Origin of the sequence: Micromonospora sp. 050-3, assembly GCF_046549335.1 — a bacterium.
GTDB lineage: Bacteria > Actinomycetota > Actinomycetes > Mycobacteriales > Micromonosporaceae > Micromonospora > Micromonospora trifolii.
This window is the reverse complement of record NZ_JAJPVX010000001.1, coordinates 1304628-1320918: the sequence shown is the minus strand read 5'-3', so window position 1 is coordinate 1320918 and position 16291 is coordinate 1304628. Positions and strand designations below refer to the sequence as shown.

Sequence of the window (16291 nt, the reverse complement as noted above, 5' to 3'; positions counted from 1 at the left end):
GCATGGAGCCCGCCTACCCCTGTGTGTGCTGCGGATATCGCACCCTCTCGGAACCACCGGGATCTCATGAGATCTGCCCCGTGTGCGGGTGGGAGGACGACGTCTACCAACTCCGCTGGCCGTATCAGGCGGTCGGCGCGAACGATCGCTCGTTGTTCGATGCCCAGCGGAGCTTCACTCCGCCCGCGTCCAGCCCCGATTCCAGCCGTACGCAGACCCGCGCCGACGTCGCCGATTTCGAGCCGGATCCCCTCTGGCGGCGCATCGATGATCGCCGCGACCGGTTCGAGCCACGCGGCGGAAGCCTCGCCCCCTGGCCCGACGATCGGACGATCCTGTACTGGTGGCGGCGCCGCACCGCGAGAGCCTGGTGGGAGGACGTCACACCCAGTGCCCTCACCTACGGCGACGACGCCGACAGTCGGGTCACCGAGTTCGTCGCGGCCGTGCGTGCTGTCGCCGACGCGACGCCGCCTGCCGATCCTGACAACCTCTCCGGCATGGAGGTCGACTTCGACCACTACCTCTGGCGCTGCCGATCGATCCGGCAGGTGACAGTGTCCAGCAGCGCGGATCCTGCCCGACAACTGACCGCACACTGCCTCGCCGAACAAGCCGCATCGCCACAGCAGGTCGCAGCGGAGCTTGAAGAAGTGTGGATGCGGGACCTTCGCTACCAGGACTGGGACGCCCACCTGCTGCAGGTCACGCCGACCTCGGTGGATCTCCACGTGGCGACCAGGAACAGCCAGGGCGGCTACTACATCACCGCTTCGATCTTCACACGATGGTCCGACAACGTCGCTGCGCCGACAGACGCAGCACCCGAGTTCAGAACGTGGCGATCGGGTTGATCGGACTGCCGGACGTGCCGGCGAAGCGGACCGGTGCGACCGCCAGCTGAAAGTCCCACTGGCCGAGCTCGGTGGCCGTCGTCGCGCAGGCCTCCAGGTCGCAGTTGTCGAGCATCCACAGACCCATCGCGACGAGGCTCACGGCGTGGACCGGCATCAACACGTCGTCGTACCCCGACGGCTGAACGTCCTGCGGTGTGTCGGCGCCGATCAGCGCGACCCCCCGTTCCTGCAGCCACGGCAGGCAGGACGCGTGCCAGCCGGCCTGCGCGAAACCGCTGGCCGCACCGTTTTCGTGCCGGAAGCGCCCGTAGCCGGTCCGCAGGAGTACCGCGTCGCCGGGTCGCACCTGCACACCCTGGCGGCGCTCGGCCTCCTCGAGATCGTCGGGCGACACCCCCTGCCCTGGCTCCAACCACGGCACATTTCGGGCCGCCGCGACATCGAGCAGGACACCACGCGTGACGATCCCGTTCGCGGCCGCCGTGACGGCCGCCCACGCCGAGCCCGTCGCGGCGTCGACCAACGAGTGTGACCGCCCGTTGTACATCGTGCCGTCCCAGTAGATGTGGCACGGCGAGTCGAGGTGGGTGAGGGTGTTGCCGTGGAACGAGATGCCGAGCCGCTCGGACGAGAAGCCCCAGCGCCGGTCGGCGTGGAAGGCGGGCGGCATGTTCTCCGCGCCCGGCATGTCGGCGGTGCACGGGCACGTCGTCGTCGACCGCTCCATGTCTCCCGGTGCGGAGACCTCCCATGCGCAGGACACGCTCCTGCCGTGCCGCACGGCCCGCGCCGCCGCCAACCGGATGTCGTCGGTGATGTGGTTCAGCGTGCCGAGTTCGTCGTCGTCGCCCCACCGTCCCCAGTTGGACAGGGTGTCGAAGTACCCGAGCACCTCGTCCTGGGTCGGCATCGGTCGTCCTGCCGTCATGTCAGCATCGATCCCTCTGGTCACGCGGTTTCGAGGCACCGCAAGTCAGAGTAGCCCGCCGCTTGATCCACGGACGAGCGCAGGCAGCGCAGGTTCCGGGTGGTTCGCCCTGTCGGCACCACCGCCGGTGCCCGACGGTCAGAGGCCCTGCCCCACCTCGACCAGATATCCGTCCGGGTCGCGCAGGTAGCAGCGGATCTCCGTTCCGTGGTCCTTCGGCTCGGTGATGAAGTCCGCACCCCGAGACTTCCACTCCTCGTAGAGCTTCCGAATGTCCCGGACCCGGACGTTCATCGCGCAGCTCAGGGTGTTGGAATCGGCCGGCGCCTTGGCCTGCACCGTCGGCTTGTCATCCGTCGGACCGCCCTCGACGTTGATGATGATGTAACTGTTGAAGAACTTCATGATCAGCGGGCTGCTCTCGTGGACGCAGGTCGCTCCGAACACCCGCTCGTAGTACTCCCGTGATCGCGCCAGATCACGAACGATCAGCAATGTCGCGAGGAACATGCCGTCCTCGGGTTCGAAGTAGTCGGGTGCCGGGTTGGCCAACGCCATGACCGTCCTCCTGTCGTCGCCCGTCCAGCGCGAGAAGTCGGGCGGCGTCGGTATCCCCAGCAGGTGTTGGCGAAAACGCCACAGCGACGGGTGATGTCCCGACTGACCCGACAGGTGCCGACCCGACAGGGGGATGGATATCGCTCTGGCGAGGGAGGCCGGGTGCCCGTGGCGATGCGATGGTCGGGCCATGACCGGTCGCCGCCAACGGACGAGGGCATCGCGGGCGTCGGTGGTGGCAGTTGTGGCCGAGCGGGGCGGGTTGGAGCGACGATGACGAAGCATGCTGTCCGGGTGGCCCGGATGTTCGACGGCGAACGGCTCGTGGACGGCGGGGCGCTGGTCCTGCTCGACGAGGGGCGCGTCGCCGACGTGCACCGGGGTAGCGCCGAGGCTCCGGAAGGCTGGCCGGTGCGCGAGGAGCCGACCGGCACTCTGCTGCCCGGTCTGGTCGACGCGCACGTGCACCTGTGCGCCGATGCCGGGGTTGACGCGCTCGGTCGGCTCGCCGACCGGCCCGAGTCGGACCTCGACGCGATCGTCGAGGTGTCACTACGTACGCACCTGGCGGCCGGCGTCACGACGGTCCGGGACCTGGGCGACCGGCGTGACGCGGTGCTGCGGTGGCGGGATCGGCGGGTGCGGGACGACCTACCGACGGTCGTGGGGTCGGGCGCACCGCTCACCAGTGTTGGCGGGCACTGCTGGTCGTTGGGGGGTGAGGCGAGCGGTGTCGACGGGGTCCGCGAGGCCGTACGTCTGCGGGCGGCGGCCGGTGCCGATCTGGTGAAGGTCATGGCCAGCGGCGGGGTCTTCACCCCGGGCACCGACACCACGAGGCCGCAGTTCACCGACGAGGCGCTGACCGCCGCACTGACGCAGGCCCACGATCTGGGTCTGCCGGTGACCGCGCATGCGCACGCGCTCAGCGCGGTCGAGCAGGCGCTGCGTGTCGGTGTGGACGGCATCGAACACTGCACCTGCGTGACCGCGGCCGGTGCTCACGTCCCCGGTGAGCTCGCGGACCGGCTGGCCGCGTCGGGGGTGGCGGTCTGCGCCACGCTCGGCACCGACCCGACAGTGGTCACGCCACCGGAGGTGGTGGAGATGGCGGCGCGGGCCGGGCTCAGCGAGGCCGCGCTGCGCGACGGCGTTTCCACCCTGCACCGGGCCGGGGTCCGACTGGTGGCCGGTTCGGACGCGGGCCTCGGCCCCGCGAAGCCGCACGGGATCCTGCCCGAGACGCTCGTCGAGTACGTGGCCTGCGGCCTTCCCGCCACCGTCGCCCTCGCTGCGGCCACCTCGGTCGGCGCCGAGGTGTGCGGCCTGGGGCGACGCAAGGGCAGGGTCCGCCCCGGGTTCGACGCCGACCTGCTGATCGTGGACGGCGACCCGACGAGCGACATCACTGTGCTGCGCCGCCCACTCGCCGTGTACCTCGCCGGTGACCTCGCGGCCTGAGGGGTGTCGCCGGGTCAGGACGAGCGGAGTTGCTGGCGGAACCAGGCTCGGTCGGGGTTCACGACGGCCTGATCGCCGAGCACGACGGTGGGCACTGTCTCGTTGCCGCCGGCCACCGCCCGGACGGCGGCGGCAGCGGCCGGGTCGCGCCAGATGTCCACCCAGTGTGCCCTCCGGGCGAGCCGGCCGAGGGAGAACCGGAGCCGCAGGCAGTAGTGACAGCCGGGACGCCAGTAGACGATCGGCCGGCCGTCCACCGCGCTGGCCCGCTGCGCGTCGGCGGCGCCCACCGAGCGGGGGAAGGCCCACGGCGACAGCAGCAGCGCCAACGCCAGGAAGACCAACAACTCGACCCCGCCAACGACGGGCAGACCGTCGGCCAGTTGCGCCGCAGCCACCAGCACGCCGCACGCCGCCATCAGGATCGCCAGAACCCACCGTCGCAGCACGCCGAGGACCCTACCTCCAGGTACGAGGGCCGCAGTTTCGGCCAGGTCGGCGGCCATCACGCCTTGACATGTATCGATGTTAACGCCAACATGAACTCCGCCACCTGGTAGCAACGCCACCGTCACATTCCCAGCCCTTCGCGCCTCTCCCCCGGTCCTGCCCGACGTCGCCGCGCGGGGTCGACCGGACCGGCTGCGGCATCGCCGCGGTGCTCCAGGTGCTGGTCAATGGCCGTTCCCAATCTCGCGGAGGACACATGCCGCTGCCATTCCCTCGAACCGACCCGAACACCCGTCGGGGGCCTGCCGGCCGCGGTGTCCCTCGGCGTCTGCGGTCGACGCTGGCCGCGGTGCTGGTGGTGCTGGCCGTGTCGGCCGGCCTGCCCGTGGCCGCGCCGGCCTACGCCGCACCGGCCGTCAACTACACCAACCCGTTGGTCAACCAGCGGGCCGACCCGCACATCTTCCGGCACACCGACGGCTACTACTACCTGACCGCGACGGTGCCGCAGTACGACCGGATCGTGCTGCGCCGGGCGACCACCCTGCAAGGGTTGGCGACGGCCGCGGAGACGACGATCTGGAGCCGCCACACCAGCGGAGAGATGGGTGCCCACATCTGGGCACCGGAGATCCACTTCATCAACAACAGGTGGTACGTCTACTTCGCGGCGGGCCGGACCGACGACGTGTGGCGGATCCGGATGTACGTGTTGGAGAACGCCAACGCCAATCCGCTGACCGGTTCGTGGACCGAACGCGGCCGGATCACCACCCCCTGGGACACCTTCAGCCTGGACGCCTCGACCTTCGTCGCCAACGGGGTGCGCTATCTGACCTGGGCCCAGCAGGAGCCGGCGATGGGAAACAACTCCAACGTCTATCTCGCCCGGATGGGTGCCAACCCGTGGCAGATCACCGGCACCGTGACCCGGCTCGTCGTGCCGACCTACGACTGGGAGACCCGCGGCTACCGGGTTGCCGAGGGGCCGGCGGTGATCCAACGAAACGGCCGGATCTTTCTGACCTACTCGGCCAGCGCCACGGACGCCAACTATTGCCTCGGGATGCTGAGCGCCTCCGCCAGCGCGAACCTGCTCGACGCCGCCTCCTGGAGCAAGAGCCCCAGCCCGGTGTTCGCCAGCAACGCGGCCACCAGTCAGTACGGCCCCGGCCACAACTCGTTCACCGTCTCCGAGGACGGGCAGAGCGACATCCTCGTCTACCACGACCGGAACTACCGCGACATCACCGGCGATCCGCTCAACGACCCGAACCGACGCACCCGGCTACAGAAGGTGTACTGGAACGCCGACGGCACCCCGAACTTCGGCATCCCGGTGCCCGACGGGGTCACACCGGTGCGGCTGCGGTCACATGACCAGGCCAGCAGCTACATCCGGCACTACGACTACCGGGCCCGGATCGAGCCGAACGTCACCAACCTGGCCGACTCCCAGTTCCGCATCGTCACCGGCCTCGCCGGCGGTGGCTCGGTGTCGCTGGAGTCGACAAACTTCCCCGGTTACTACCTACGTCACCGGGGCTACGCCCTGTACGTGGAGAAGAACGACGGCTCGGCGCTGTTCGGCGGCGACGCGAGCTTCCGTCGCCAAGCCGGCCTCGCCGACAGCGCCGGGATCTCCCTGGAGTCGCAGAACTTCCCGGGCCGCCACGTGCGCCACCGCGACGGACTGCTCTACATCGAGGCGGTCAGTTCGAGCGCCGAACGCGCCTCTGCCACCTTCCACCTGGACTAGGAGGAGCGATGCCCTTCACCAGCACGAGAAGACCGTTCGGCGGCGGGTCGATCCGTCGCGGCCGGCGTACGGGCCTGGCGCTCGCCATGATCACCACGCTGGTCGGCGCGGCCGGTGCCGCTCTGGTCGGCGCACCGCCGGCAGCGGCGGCGAGCATCGATACCAACGCCTACTACGTCCTGGTCAACCGGAACAGCGGCAAGGTCCTCGACGTCCGGGACACCTCGACGGCAGACGGTGCCGTGATTCAGCAGTGGTCCCGTAACGACGGCGCGTGGCAACAGTTCCAGTTCGTCTCCTCCGGCAGCGGCTACTACCGCCTCAAGGCCCGGCACAGCGGCAAGGTCGTCGACCTGTGGGAGTGGAACACCGCCGACGGCGCCGAGTACCGCCAGTGGTCCGATGCCAACGGCACCAACCAGCAGTTCCAGGTCCTCGACTCCGACGGCGGTTACGTCCGGCTGATCAACCGCCACTCGGCCAAGGCACTTGAGGTCTGGGAGCGGTCCACGGCCGACGGCGGCCGGATCAGCCAGTACGCCGACCTCAACGGCCCGAACCAGCAGTGGCAGCTGGTCGCGGTGGGCGGCGGCAGCACGCCACCGACCACCGGCTGTGGCAGCGGATCGAGCAACGCCGAGGCCGTACTGAGCGGGAGCACCTGGACGGCCCGCAACGGCTCGTCGACTGTCTACTCGGGTTCGGACATGCTGTCGGCGATGCAGGCAGCGGTCACCTCACTCTCGTCGGGTCGTACGTCGAAGCAGCGGGTGGTGGTTCGCGGTTCCGGCTCGATGAGCGCGGGCTCGCGGTTGTCGCTGCCGTCGTACACGACCCTTGCGGTGTGCGGCACGATCAACGTGACCGGGTCGGGCTCGGGCGACCAGGCGCCGGTGTACTCGCGGGGAACCACTGACGTCGAGGTGCAGAACCTCACGCTGACCGGCTCACCGTTGTACGGGATCTTCATGCGCAACGTGAACAACCTGACTCTCGGGCAGATCGACATGCGACTCTCCACCGGTCTGGGCGTCCGCATCGACAACCACGGCGGAGATCGAGCTGTCAAGGTGCGCAACATCCGCATCGACAACGTGTACGTGTCAGGGACCGGTACCCACGGGGTGGAGACGTACGGCGTGGACGGTCTGACGATCGGCACTGTCACGGCACGGAACACCCGGGACTCCGGCCTGCTGCTCAACGACACGATCAACGCCACGGTGGGCACTGTCGACGCGCAGGGCGCCGGGGCCGGAACCGGGTACGCGGCGTTCCGGATGGCCAACCGCAACGGCCGGGTGGGCAACTCGTACCCGACCAACATCCGGGTCGGAACCGTGCTCGCGTCCGGCGGTGGCCGGGGGATCTTCTGCGTGTCCGAGTCCGGTGGCGCGGTCATCGACCGGGTGACGATCTCGAACACGGGGAACAACGCGATCCTGGTGGAAAACTGCTACAACGTCGTCATCGCCGGGGTGTCCGGGACGGTGACGGGCGGTGGCGAAGTGCGGATCGCGGCCCGGAGCGAGTTCCCGATCTCCTCTGGCATCCGATTCCAGAATCTGACCGTCAGCGGCACCAACATCACCCAGAGCCCCTGCGGTGGGGCGAACAACACGATCAGCAACGTCAATCGGGTCAACTCGACCCTGACGTGGTGCTGACCCGGTGAGGAGCGGCCGCCCGGGTTGGGGCGGCCGCTCTCAGCCGGATCGTGGTTGGTGCGCCGGCCCGAACCGGTCGCGGGGTTTCGCCGGCTGGCGGCTGCGGGTAGCGATGGCCCATGAATCGCAATCTCGTCAAGGCTCTGCAGGTCGCGTGGGAGCTGCCGGAGTTCCGCTCCGGGGTGCGCCAAGTAATCGATCTCGAGGAGATTGCGGGGCTGCTGGCCACGCTGTCCGTTCCGGACCATGACCACGAGGTGGAGCGCAGCCTGCTGAGCCTGCTGCGCTCCGCCTTGGACACTGTCGAGATTCGGGAAGCGGTGTTGCTGCTGCTGGAGCAGGACGAGGTACGCAGGCCGCTCGTCGCGGCGGCGGTGGAGCCGCTGGCGGACCGGCCGGGTCAGGCTGCCGCCATCGCGTCGGCGGCCGAGGATCCTGTGGTGCGCCGTGAGGTGCGGGCGGTGCTGGCCAGCGCCAAGGTGCGCGAGCTGATCTGGCAGGCGATCGAGAACCAACTGAGTGACAACCGGTTCGGCCTGCTCCGCCGGGCGGCGGTGCTGTTCGTGTGGCACCCGCGCGTCCGGCGTCTCGCGTGGGCGGTGCGCCGGCACGGAGTGTTGCGGGAGCTACGCCGCAAGCGGTGATCCATGCCGGCTGATGCCGCGGCACGCGCACGTGGCCCCGGGCGGCGGATCACCGACGACGGCGGGCCATCCACTGCCAGATGTGGGTGCCGTTGAGGCTCGGGTCGTTGCGGGCCACATAGATCCAGGACCAGTGGCCGGGGAACTGGTAGCCGTTCCAGACGACGTGGTCGTACAGGCTGATCAGTGATCCCGGGATGAGATCGTGAGCGTGGATCGTGTTGGTCTCGGGTGGCACCGTGTCGTCGTCGCGAGAGGTGACCAGCCAGGTCGGCGTCCGGATCTTCGCCAACTCCGCGTCGGTGATCAGTGGCGGGCCCTCCCCGCTGAGCGGCTCGACGACGCCGCAGATCGGCACCGACGCAGCGAACAGGTCGGGATAGGTCGAGGTCATCTCAAGGGACATGTAGCCGCCGTTGCTGCAACCGACCACGTAGATCCGGTCCGGGTCGACACGCTTGCGGCGTACGAGGTCCTGAATGATCTCGCGGATCAGCGGGGCGAACCGGGGGCCGTCCTCCATCCAGTAGGAGGTGCTCTGCGGAGCGACGACGTACGCGCCGGAGAAGATCCGCTGAGCCTGCGGGGTGGCGAAGCCGAGCGCTCCCCGGTTGGCCCGCAGCGTGGTCTCGTTGTCGTAGTAGTCGTCCGGCAGCGAGGCGCCCTCGCCGCCGCCGTGCAGCCAGACGATCAACGGTCGCCGGCCGTGCCGGGGCGAGTGGTCGGGCGAGTACAGCCGGTACTTCATACCCGAGCCCGAGACGTGGTAGCTGAAGGCGTCCACTTCGGGGTTCGACAGCCCTGCCTGCACGAAGCGGCTGATGGTGACCGGCGAACCGTGCCGCCGGACGAGCGGGGTGTTCTGGGTGATGGTGTAGACGAGGTCCAGCCGCACGTTGCGACCCCTGCTCAGGATGTAGCCGAGCGTGCCACCGCCGGGTTGACCCTCGGCGTGGCTCAACTCCAGCACGATGTTCCCGTGCCGGTCGAGTCGGGCCGCGGTCACCGTGCGGTCCAGGTCGTACTCGCTGAAGATCTGATCGCCGGGAGCGATCGGGATCGGGCTGGTGGCCTTTGCGTGCACGGTGAACGTGCCGGGGGTCAGCCCGGCCGGGTCGATCGAACCGAGCCGGCGGGTGTCGAGGGTGACCGAGGTGACCTGCTCACCGCCGTCGAGCGTTCTCGCGTCGAGGGTGAAGCTCACGCTGGTGGGATTATCTCCACCGGCGTGGGCGGCGAGGCCGGGCAGGGCCAGGCCGATAGCGGCACCGGCCCCACCGGCCAGGACGGTGCGACGAGTGACAGACGTGGACATGCGGCCCCCGTACCTTGCGACGTAGAAGCTCATCGATGGCATCTCAACGTAACGCCGCGGAGATCCGCTGGCAACCGGCGCCGGGAACGGCAGCATGGCCGAGGGGTCTGCTGGCCCCTCTCGCACGGGACGGTGTGGCTGCCGTGCCGCCGGCACGGCAGCCACACCGGGCGTCACCTGTTCTGCTTCTCCTGGCACGGCACGCAGAAACGAGCGTGCGGAAGAATTTCGAGTCGCTCGGCCGGGATGCTCTGGCCGCACCTCTGGCAGGCACCGTAGGTGCCATCGCTGATCCGGTTCAGGGCACCGGTGATCTGCTCGATGTTCTGGCGGGTGGCCAGCAGCAGCGCCGCCTGGGTGTGGGCCTCGCCGGGGTCGCCGGTGTCCGCGTTGAGCTCGGTCAGTTCCCGCAGCCGAGCCGTCTGGGTGGCGAAGTCGTCCGCCAGGGACGCTCGCAGGTCAGCCAGCCAGCTCTGGTCGAGAGTACGACGATTATCGACGCTCATGGTTCGCCTTTCCAGGGGTGAGAATGGTTGGGAAAACAAAAAGGGCCGAAGCTTGGATAGCTTCGCCCTGGCGGTCGTTCTGGGTATGCAACGATTCCGCAGGTGGGCCTCGGCCGGCTCGCATCGGGCTCGGCATTGTGTGCGTGGGCGCGGTGCGCGGCGCGCGGACAACCGGCACCCGCATGTCGGCCTTGGGGCGGGTCGCCGTCGGCACGCGCACAGCACCGCCCGCCGCCACCTCGGTGGCGGCGGGCGAGCGGTCGGTCACCGGCGGCATGCCCCCACCATAGAGGGGTGTTTGCCCTAAAGCCAACGTCTCCGATGGGGCCTCACTACGGCCACGAACTGCCGCTTTTCGCCGCAACAGGGCCATTGCCCGAACCCGGTGGGTGCCCTTCGATATCGCAGCGAGGTCATTCTTTCGAGCCCTAGACTGCGGTGCACGGCGCGGTCTTTACCCGCCCCCCGTACCTCGGCCTGAGCCGCGGCGCTCATCGTTCGATCCGTTGTCGGGACCCTGCCGCGGGCTACGGTGAGCTGTCGACGGGGGTTGGGGTCAGCTCGGGGTGAGGAGGCAGAACTCGTTGCCCTCCGGGTCGGCGAGCACCCTCCACGGGACGTCTTTACCCAGGTCGATAGGGGTCGCGCCGAGGCTCCGCAGCCTGGCCGCCTCGGCCTCGAGGTCGTCACCGGGGTACGGACGGACGTCGAGATGAACGCGGTTCCACCCGCTCTTCACGTCAGGCGTACGGACGAACTCCAGATAGGGACCGACGCCCTTGGCTGACCGCAGTCTCGCCCCCTGGTCGGTCACCTCGTGCAGGGTCCAGTCCGTGGCCTCACTCCAGAACCGGGCCATGGCTCGCGGATCCGCGCAGTCGACCACCACGGCGGCGATGGGCCCGGTGTCCTGGTAGAGCGGTCGGGGGTCCAACACGCAGAACTCGTTGCCCTCCGGGTCGGCCAGAACCGTCCATGGCACGTCACCCTGGCCCACCTCGGCAGCTGTCGCGCCGAGATCCGTCAGGCGCGCGACCACCTGCGCCTGGTGGGCCTTCGAGGTGGTGGCGAGGTCCACGTGCACGCGGTTCTTCACCGTCTTGGGCTCCGGAGAGACGATCAGGTCGACGCAGACAGCCACCGGATCGGGGTAGACGAAGCCCTCGGGTTCGAGGTTGGTCACGCCGGGTCCCTCGCTGGAGACTCCCCAACCGAGCGCCTGCGCCCAGAAGCCGCCGAGCGCGGAGTCGTCCCGAGCCTTCATGTTGATCTGAACAAGCCGTGTCGCCATGCCGGCGATGCTAAGGCCTATCGAGTCGGCGGTGGCACCCGACCGTGTGGGACGGGCGCACAAGCGGAGGTGGCAAGTCTGGGTTCAGTAGTCCAACGTTCGTAGCCACCAGGGGAGGTCGGGGTCGGCGAACGGGTTGTTCAGCCATATTCTCTGGCGACTCTCGTCGACTGGAGTGACAAGTCGACGCAGTTCCCGGCGGGCCTTCTGGGAGACCCGGCCGAAGGCGATGTGGATGACGGCGCGGGGATCATCCGAGTTGGCTCGCCAGTCGTGGTCACGGTGCCAGGTAACTTGGGTGCGGGCGTAGCCGTAGCCGCGATACTTGGCCGGCGGTCGGCACCAGGTCACTATGGCAGAGGCGGTCCAGTTGTCCGGCCAGTTGTAGAGGCGATCGAGCACGCGTAGCTGTCGCATTGTCGAGGCGGACAGGCCAGGCACATCAAGCCTGATCTTGACTCGGTGCGCGGGCCAGGGAGCCTGCGGCTGTCGCCGGTGGTGACGTTGGAGGGTGGCTCGAACGGCGGCAGGGGGCCGACGGGGCATGCGCACTTCCCGAAACGCGGTCACCGTCCATCATCTGGCGCGCAACCACACCGTGTCCAGGCCGTCTCAGTACGAGCACCACCAGAGCCTGTGACCAACTATGTGCGCTGGTCCGGGGGCTGCTCCTTTGTCAGGTGCAGCAGCCACCCCTCGCCGGTGCGGATGAGTGCGTATCGCCGGCGACCCGCGCGGCCGTGCAACGTGAACAGCATCCGGCGGTCGGTGCGGTCATGCTCCTCCCAGGTGCCGATGTCGGCTATCGACTTGTCGACGTCCTCGTAGGTGAGGTGATCGAGGTCGTGGTCGGGCACGGCGATCGCGAGTCGGTTGTCGCTGGGGCTGTCCGGCAGACCGCGAGGCACCGCCCACGAACGCAGCACACCGTCCTCCTCGAGCCGCAGGTCGAAGTGCGGTCGTGGTTTGCGGTGGTGATGCAGGACGAAGGCGGGTGCCACTCCCCCATTGTGGGCGCCGACCGGCCCCTCCGCCCGTCAACGTGAGCGCCGAGACTCGGATGTCGTGGTGTCTTGATTGACTGGGCCGATGCGGATCGAGGAAGTTGAGGGGATCGCGGCAGCCCTGGGTAGCAGAGTCGTGGAGACATCTGTGTTGGCGGGCGGTTTCTCTCACGAGACCTGCCTTCTCACGCTTGCTGACCATCGGGTCGTGGCCCGGTTTGGAGGAACTGACCCGACGATTGAGGCGGGGGTCATGGACGCCGCCCGCCGGTATGTGCCGGTCCCGAACGTCTTGTTGGTCATGCCCATCGGAGACGGGCGGGTGCGCCCCGCGATGGTCATCGAGTATGTGGACGGCGTCACGCTGAGTGGAGTACTCGCCAGCGGCGATCTTGGGCGGTTGGAGGCGGGTGAGTTGGGGGCCGAGGTCGGACGGGTCGTGGCGCGAGTCGCTGCTGTGACGTTCGATCGACGAGGCTTCTTCGTGGACGGGGATCTCACCGTCAAGGAGGAGCGCCCCTGGTCGCAGCAGTTGGTGGAGGTCGCGGAGGGCTGTATGGCTGCGGTTCCCGACAGCCGGCTCGACGGCGAGACGCGTCGCGCCTGGGTGAAGTTGTGCGCGGCTCACGCGACGGCGCTGGAAGGCATCGATGGCCAGACTCGGCTGGTGCACGCCGACATCAACCCGAAGAACATTCTGGCCTCTCGGGTGGGCGGCGGTTGGCGAGTGGATGCGCTGCTCGACTGGGAGTTCAGCTATTCCGGTTGCCCGTACGGCGATGCGGCGAACATGGCCCGGTTCGGCGCTGACTATCCCGCCGGGTTCCTGGATGGCTTCCAGGCGGGCTTCGCCGAGCAACAGCCCGCAGATTTGCCCCTGGTGCCGAAGTGGACCTATGTGGGGCGGGTCCTGGACATGTTCGCGTTGAGTGACCTGCTGACTCGCCCGGTGGGGCATGCCGTTGCCGACCAAGCCGCCGAGCAGGTCCAGCGATGGGTTGGGCATGGCGTACCGGACGGCGTGTGACGCGTCGGATGGCCTCCGGCGTCTCCACCAGCAGCAAGGCCGAGGCGATCGACTCCCGTTACCTCGACCGCAGCCTGCGCACCGCCGCCGCGCTGCGTGACCGTCCCGCCGACGAACCGCTCTGGGTGGCGCTCACCCAGAGCGCGCTGGAGCAGTTCACGCGCGGCCCCGAGGTCGAGGCGATGCCCTCCCCCGCCCACGCCCGGTGGGTTGCAGGGCCATGGCGAGACCGGGTCGACGTTGTCACCGGCTCACTGCGGGGCACGACAGCGACCGCATTGATCAGCTCAACTGCCTGCTGCCTCACGGCGACCACAGCTTCGGAGTCGGCGAGTGCGGGCCGCAGACCCGCGAGCACCGTCTGGCCCTCTTCAGCGACCGTACGCCTTCCAGTCCTCGATCGGGGTGAGCGGGACCGGCGCCGGCCGCTTCACCACCGTCGTCAGCTCGATCCGCTGGCCTTCCGCCGCCGACCGGAGCAGGCTGGTCATCGTTTCGAGTACGTGCAGTGCGACGTCACCGTCGGCGCGCGGCGGACGCTGATCGTCGGCCCGGACCAGGTCGATCAGGCCGATGCCCCGGGAAGCCTTGGCGTAACCGGCAAGCGGTTCGAGAGCGCGCCATTCGGTGCCGCCGAGCGCGAAGAGGCGGACCTCACCGTCGAAGTAGTTCGGATCGGGTACGGCGAGCGTGCCGGCCTCCCCGTGCACCTCGATCGGTGCGGCCGTCGTCCGGACGCCGTCGAAGCTCGTCGTGATGGTGGAGAGCGCACCATTGGCGTGCTCGAGTACGCCGGTGAGGTGGGTGTCCACCCCCACCGGGATCCGCTCACCGGCGCGGGGGCCCGAGCCGATGACACGCTCGGCGCGCAGGCGGCTGGCGGCTCCGGTCACCGCCCGGACCGGCCCGAGCAGGTGGATGAGCGCCGAGATGTAGTACGGCCCCATGTCCAGCATCGGGCCGCCGCCCGGGGCGTAGTAGAAGTCGGGGTTGGGATGCCAGCGCTCGTGCCCCGCAGTGACCATGACGGCGGACGCTGACATCGGCCGTCCGATGAGCCCGCCGTCGATCGCCGCCCGCGCCGTCTGCGTACCCGTTCCCAGGACGGTGTCCGGCGCGCAGCCGACGCGGACGCCGGCCGACGCGGCCCGATCGATGATCGAGCGGCCGTCCGGGAACGTCACGGCGAGCGGCTTCTCGACGTACACGTTCTTGCCGGCGTCGATCGTGGCCAGCGAGATGTCGGCGTGCGCCGCGGGGATGGTGAGGTTGAGCACCGTCTGCACGTCCGGGAGGGCGAGCAGGCGCTCGACGCTCAACGCCTCGGCTCCGGGGATCGTGGCCGCGACCTCGGCCGACCGGGAGGCGTCGAGGTCGGCCACCGCGACGATGCTGACCTCACTGTGGTCCGCGAGTGTGTCCAGGTACGCGCGGGAGATGACCCCGAGACCTATGACGCCGACGCGGTGCGGGTCGCCCACACCATTCCCCTCTCGATGACGGTACGGACATCCGCGTGCTCCAGCACGTCGAGGCTGTGTCCCGGGGTCGTCACGACGACGCGCCCGGCACCCCACAGGCGCGTCCAGATCGCCGGCGAGGTGACCGGCCGGTGCCACGGATGCCACGCCTGCGTCGGGTGGGTGGTCACGGCCAGCACGTCGATCAGGTCATCGTGCAGCACCCAGTACTGCTCAGTGACCAGGTCGAAGTCCTCGATGCCCGCGGTGATCGGGTGCTCCCGGCCGAGGTCGGTGATGCGCACCGTGTGCGGTAGGAAGTTGTCCTCCGGGCCACCGCGACGCTCACACGGCTCCCGGCCCGGATGGGTCGCGAACTGGCCGCCCACCAGATGCAGGTATTCGGATGACGCGCGGAACGAGTCAACGATGCCACCGTGCCAGCCGGTGAAGCCCGTGCCGGCGATGACCGCCGCGCTGAGGCCGGCCACCTGGTCCGCGGTGATCTGCGACATCGTCATGCACTGCACGACGAGGTCGGTCTCGGCCATCTCGGCGGCGTCGGCGTAGATCTCTGTCGACTCCTCGACCCGTACGGCGTAGCCGCTACGTTCGAGGAAGGGGAGGAACAACTCCGTCGCCTTGACCGGCTGGTGTCCCTCCCAACCGCCCCGAACCACCAGTGCTCTCCGCTGCGCCACCATCGCTCCCTTCCACGGCCGTCGCCACCGGGCTGGCCGCTGCCGCCCCGACGATGTGCCGCCGATGCCCGTACGTGTCGAGCACCGAAACCGTACCTGTGGTCGACGACAAAGCCGACGTACTCCGGCTTCCGGATTCCACTGTGCACGGTCGGCTCACGCCGCACAGTGAGCGACACCGGTGCTGGACCGGCGCCGAGGCTCCGGGCCGGCCGGGTCGAGATCACGAGCGCCGCAGCGGGATCTGCTGATCAACCGCTACGGCGGTTGCCATACTGGCGAGGGCTCTGGACCGAGCCCCGGCCACCGAGGTGCTGACCCTTGCCATGCGGCTGAGGCGAGGCGACCTTGCCCTTCGCGCGTCGGGCAGCCCGATTCGTGGGAACGGCCGACGCCTCGGCCTCGGCCTCGGTCTCGGCCGTCGCTGAGGTGTCGGCAGCCACCGCGGGGTCGTCTTGGGCGGGCTCAGGCTCCGGCATCGGGTTCTCCTTGGATTTGGTGGGGTCCTGCGCGCCGTCGACGGCCGGCCGACGCGGAGTGATCGACGCCGAGGGTGCGCGCCTTGACGGTAGCGCAACGCCAGGCCCAGCTGACTGCTCCCCCGCTGGAGCGAAACAGTCGTTAAATGCTGCCTGTCGGCTACCACCTCGACACGGATCGTGA

Annotated in this window: 16 protein-coding genes; 6 read left to right on the top strand and 10 right to left on the bottom strand. The window is 69.1% G+C overall.

Annotated elements, in window-relative coordinates; all coding sequences use genetic code 11:
- Window positions 1-2: 2 nt before the first annotated feature.
- A complete protein-coding gene (locus ACLJOK_RS06135) occupies window positions 3-854 on the top strand; it encodes a CPCC family cysteine-rich protein (protein WP_410816711.1) in 852 nt (283 codons plus the stop codon).
- Here the strand turns inward: ACLJOK_RS06135 and ACLJOK_RS06130 are convergent.
- Together ACLJOK_RS06130 and ACLJOK_RS06125 are read right to left on the bottom strand one after the other, a co-directional pair.
- Entirely contained in the window at window positions 832-1785 is a 954-nt protein-coding gene (locus ACLJOK_RS06130) for a cyclase family protein (protein WP_410816710.1), read from the bottom strand. The two genes, ACLJOK_RS06135 and ACLJOK_RS06130, sit on opposite strands and share 23 nt — an antisense overlap.
- 138 nt (window positions 1786-1923) lie before the next feature.
- The gene (locus ACLJOK_RS06125) at window positions 1924-2343 is read right to left on the bottom strand and encodes a VOC family protein (RefSeq protein WP_410816708.1); all 420 of its coding nucleotides are present in this window, start codon (window positions 2341-2343) and stop codon (window positions 1924-1926) included.
- Window positions 2344-2616: 273 nt separating this feature from the next.
- Between ACLJOK_RS06125 and ACLJOK_RS06120 the strand changes: the two genes are divergently transcribed.
- Complete coding sequence (locus ACLJOK_RS06120) at window positions 2617-3804, top strand: amidohydrolase family protein (RefSeq protein WP_410816707.1); 1188 nt, start codon at window positions 2617-2619, stop codon at window positions 3802-3804.
- 14 nt (window positions 3805-3818) lie between these two features.
- Here the strand turns inward: ACLJOK_RS06120 and ACLJOK_RS06115 are convergent, their stop codons facing one another.
- Window positions 3819-4253, bottom strand: coding sequence for a glutaredoxin domain-containing protein (locus ACLJOK_RS06115; RefSeq protein WP_410816705.1), 435 nt, complete (start codon window positions 4251-4253; stop codon window positions 3819-3821).
- Window positions 4254-4510: 257 nt separating this feature from the next.
- Between ACLJOK_RS06115 and ACLJOK_RS06110 the strand changes: the two genes are divergently transcribed.
- The 3 genes from ACLJOK_RS06110 to ACLJOK_RS06100 all read left to right on the top strand — a co-directional run bounded on the left by ACLJOK_RS06110 (window position 4511) and on the right by ACLJOK_RS06100 (window position 8324).
- Window positions 4511-6013 carry a family 43 glycosylhydrolase gene (locus ACLJOK_RS06110; RefSeq protein ID WP_410816704.1) on the top strand — a complete coding sequence of 501 codons (1503 nt, stop codon included), beginning with the start codon at window positions 4511-4513 and terminating at the stop codon, window positions 6011-6013.
- An 8-nt stretch (window positions 6014-6021) separates the two neighbouring features.
- Window positions 6022-7680, top strand: coding sequence for an RICIN domain-containing protein (locus tag ACLJOK_RS06105; RefSeq protein ID WP_410816703.1), 1659 nt, complete (start codon window positions 6022-6024; stop codon window positions 7678-7680).
- Window positions 7681-7799: 119 nt separating this feature from the next.
- A complete protein-coding gene (locus ACLJOK_RS06100; protein ID WP_410816702.1) occupies window positions 7800-8324 on the top strand; it encodes a hypothetical protein in 525 nt (174 codons plus the stop codon).
- Window positions 8325-8373: 49 nt separating this feature from the next.
- On the opposite strand, the gene ACLJOK_RS06095 is transcribed toward ACLJOK_RS06100, so the two are convergent.
- From ACLJOK_RS06095 to ACLJOK_RS06075, 5 genes are all read right to left on the bottom strand, one after another.
- On the bottom strand, window positions 8374-9639 hold the full coding sequence (locus ACLJOK_RS06095; RefSeq protein ID WP_410816701.1) for a prolyl oligopeptidase family serine peptidase: 1266 nt from the start codon (window positions 9637-9639) through the stop codon (window positions 8374-8376).
- Window positions 9640-9812: 173 nt separating this feature from the next.
- Window positions 9813-10145, bottom strand: coding sequence for a TraR/DksA family transcriptional regulator (locus ACLJOK_RS06090; protein WP_410816700.1), 333 nt, complete (start codon window positions 10143-10145; stop codon window positions 9813-9815).
- Between the two features lie 556 nt (window positions 10146-10701).
- The gene (locus ACLJOK_RS06085) at window positions 10702-11436 is read right to left on the bottom strand and encodes a VOC family protein (protein ID WP_410816699.1); all 735 of its coding nucleotides are present in this window, start codon (window positions 11434-11436) and stop codon (window positions 10702-10704) included.
- Window positions 11437-11520: 84 nt separating this feature from the next.
- Window positions 11521-11853, bottom strand: a complete 333-nt coding sequence (locus tag ACLJOK_RS06080) for a hypothetical protein (protein ID WP_410816698.1) — start codon at window positions 11851-11853, stop codon at window positions 11521-11523.
- Between the two features lie 227 nt (window positions 11854-12080).
- Window positions 12081-12437: a DNA polymerase ligase N-terminal domain-containing protein gene (locus ACLJOK_RS06075; protein WP_410816696.1), complete on the bottom strand. Its 357-nt coding sequence runs from the start codon at window positions 12435-12437 to the stop codon at window positions 12081-12083.
- An 88-nt stretch (window positions 12438-12525) separates the two neighbouring features.
- On the opposite strand from ACLJOK_RS06075, the gene ACLJOK_RS06070 reads away from it, so the two are divergent.
- Window positions 12526-13467 (top strand): phosphotransferase, encoded by a 942-nt coding sequence (locus ACLJOK_RS06070; RefSeq protein ID WP_410816695.1) that lies wholly within the window; start codon window positions 12526-12528, stop codon window positions 13465-13467.
- A gap of 371 nt (window positions 13468-13838) precedes the next feature.
- Here the strand turns inward: ACLJOK_RS06070 and ACLJOK_RS06065 are convergent, their stop codons facing one another.
- Together ACLJOK_RS06065 and ACLJOK_RS06060 are read right to left on the bottom strand one after the other, a co-directional pair.
- A complete protein-coding gene (locus tag ACLJOK_RS06065; RefSeq protein WP_410816694.1) occupies window positions 13839-14948 on the bottom strand; it encodes a Gfo/Idh/MocA family protein in 1110 nt (369 codons plus the stop codon).
- Entirely contained in the window at window positions 14918-15631 is a 714-nt protein-coding gene (locus ACLJOK_RS06060) for a ThuA domain-containing protein (protein WP_410816692.1), read from the bottom strand. The genes ACLJOK_RS06065 and ACLJOK_RS06060 overlap by 31 nt, the downstream gene beginning before the upstream one ends.
- Window positions 15632-16291: the final 660 nt, after the last annotated feature.

Excerpts from the sequence above, each read along its gene's own strand:
- ACLJOK_RS06090 (WP_410816700.1), bottom strand. The coding sequence starts at position 10,145 with ATGAGCGTCGATAATCGTCGTACTCTCGACCAGAGCTGGCTGGCTGAC.
- ACLJOK_RS06110 (WP_410816704.1), top strand. The coding sequence starts at position 4,511 with ATGCCGCTGCCATTCCCTCGAACCGACCCGAACACCCGTCGGGGGCCT.
- ACLJOK_RS06105 (WP_410816703.1), top strand. The coding sequence starts at position 6,022 with ATGCCCTTCACCAGCACGAGAAGACCGTTCGGCGGCGGGTCGATCCGT.
- ACLJOK_RS06125 (WP_410816708.1), bottom strand. The coding sequence starts at position 2,343 with ATGGCGTTGGCCAACCCGGCACCCGACTACTTCGAACCCGAGGACGGC.
- ACLJOK_RS06085 (WP_410816699.1), bottom strand. The coding sequence starts at position 11,436 with ATGGCGACACGGCTTGTTCAGATCAACATGAAGGCTCGGGACGACTCC.
- ACLJOK_RS06130 (WP_410816710.1), bottom strand. The coding sequence starts at position 1,785 with ATGACGGCAGGACGACCGATGCCGACCCAGGACGAGGTGCTCGGGTAC.
- ACLJOK_RS06070 (WP_410816695.1), top strand. The coding sequence starts at position 12,526 with ATGCGGATCGAGGAAGTTGAGGGGATCGCGGCAGCCCTGGGTAGCAGA.
- ACLJOK_RS06120 (WP_410816707.1), top strand. The coding sequence starts at position 2,617 with ATGACGAAGCATGCTGTCCGGGTGGCCCGGATGTTCGACGGCGAACGG.
- ACLJOK_RS06080 (WP_410816698.1), bottom strand. The coding sequence starts at position 11,853 with ATGCGACAGCTACGCGTGCTCGATCGCCTCTACAACTGGCCGGACAAC.
- ACLJOK_RS06135 (WP_410816711.1), top strand. The coding sequence starts at position 3 with ATGGAGCCCGCCTACCCCTGTGTGTGCTGCGGATATCGCACCCTCTCG.
- ACLJOK_RS06060 (WP_410816692.1), bottom strand. The coding sequence starts at position 15,631 with ATGGTGGCGCAGCGGAGAGCACTGGTGGTTCGGGGCGGTTGGGAGGGA.
- ACLJOK_RS06100 (WP_410816702.1), top strand. The coding sequence starts at position 7,800 with ATGAATCGCAATCTCGTCAAGGCTCTGCAGGTCGCGTGGGAGCTGCCG.
- ACLJOK_RS06095 (WP_410816701.1), bottom strand. The coding sequence starts at position 9,639 with ATGTCCACGTCTGTCACTCGTCGCACCGTCCTGGCCGGTGGGGCCGGT.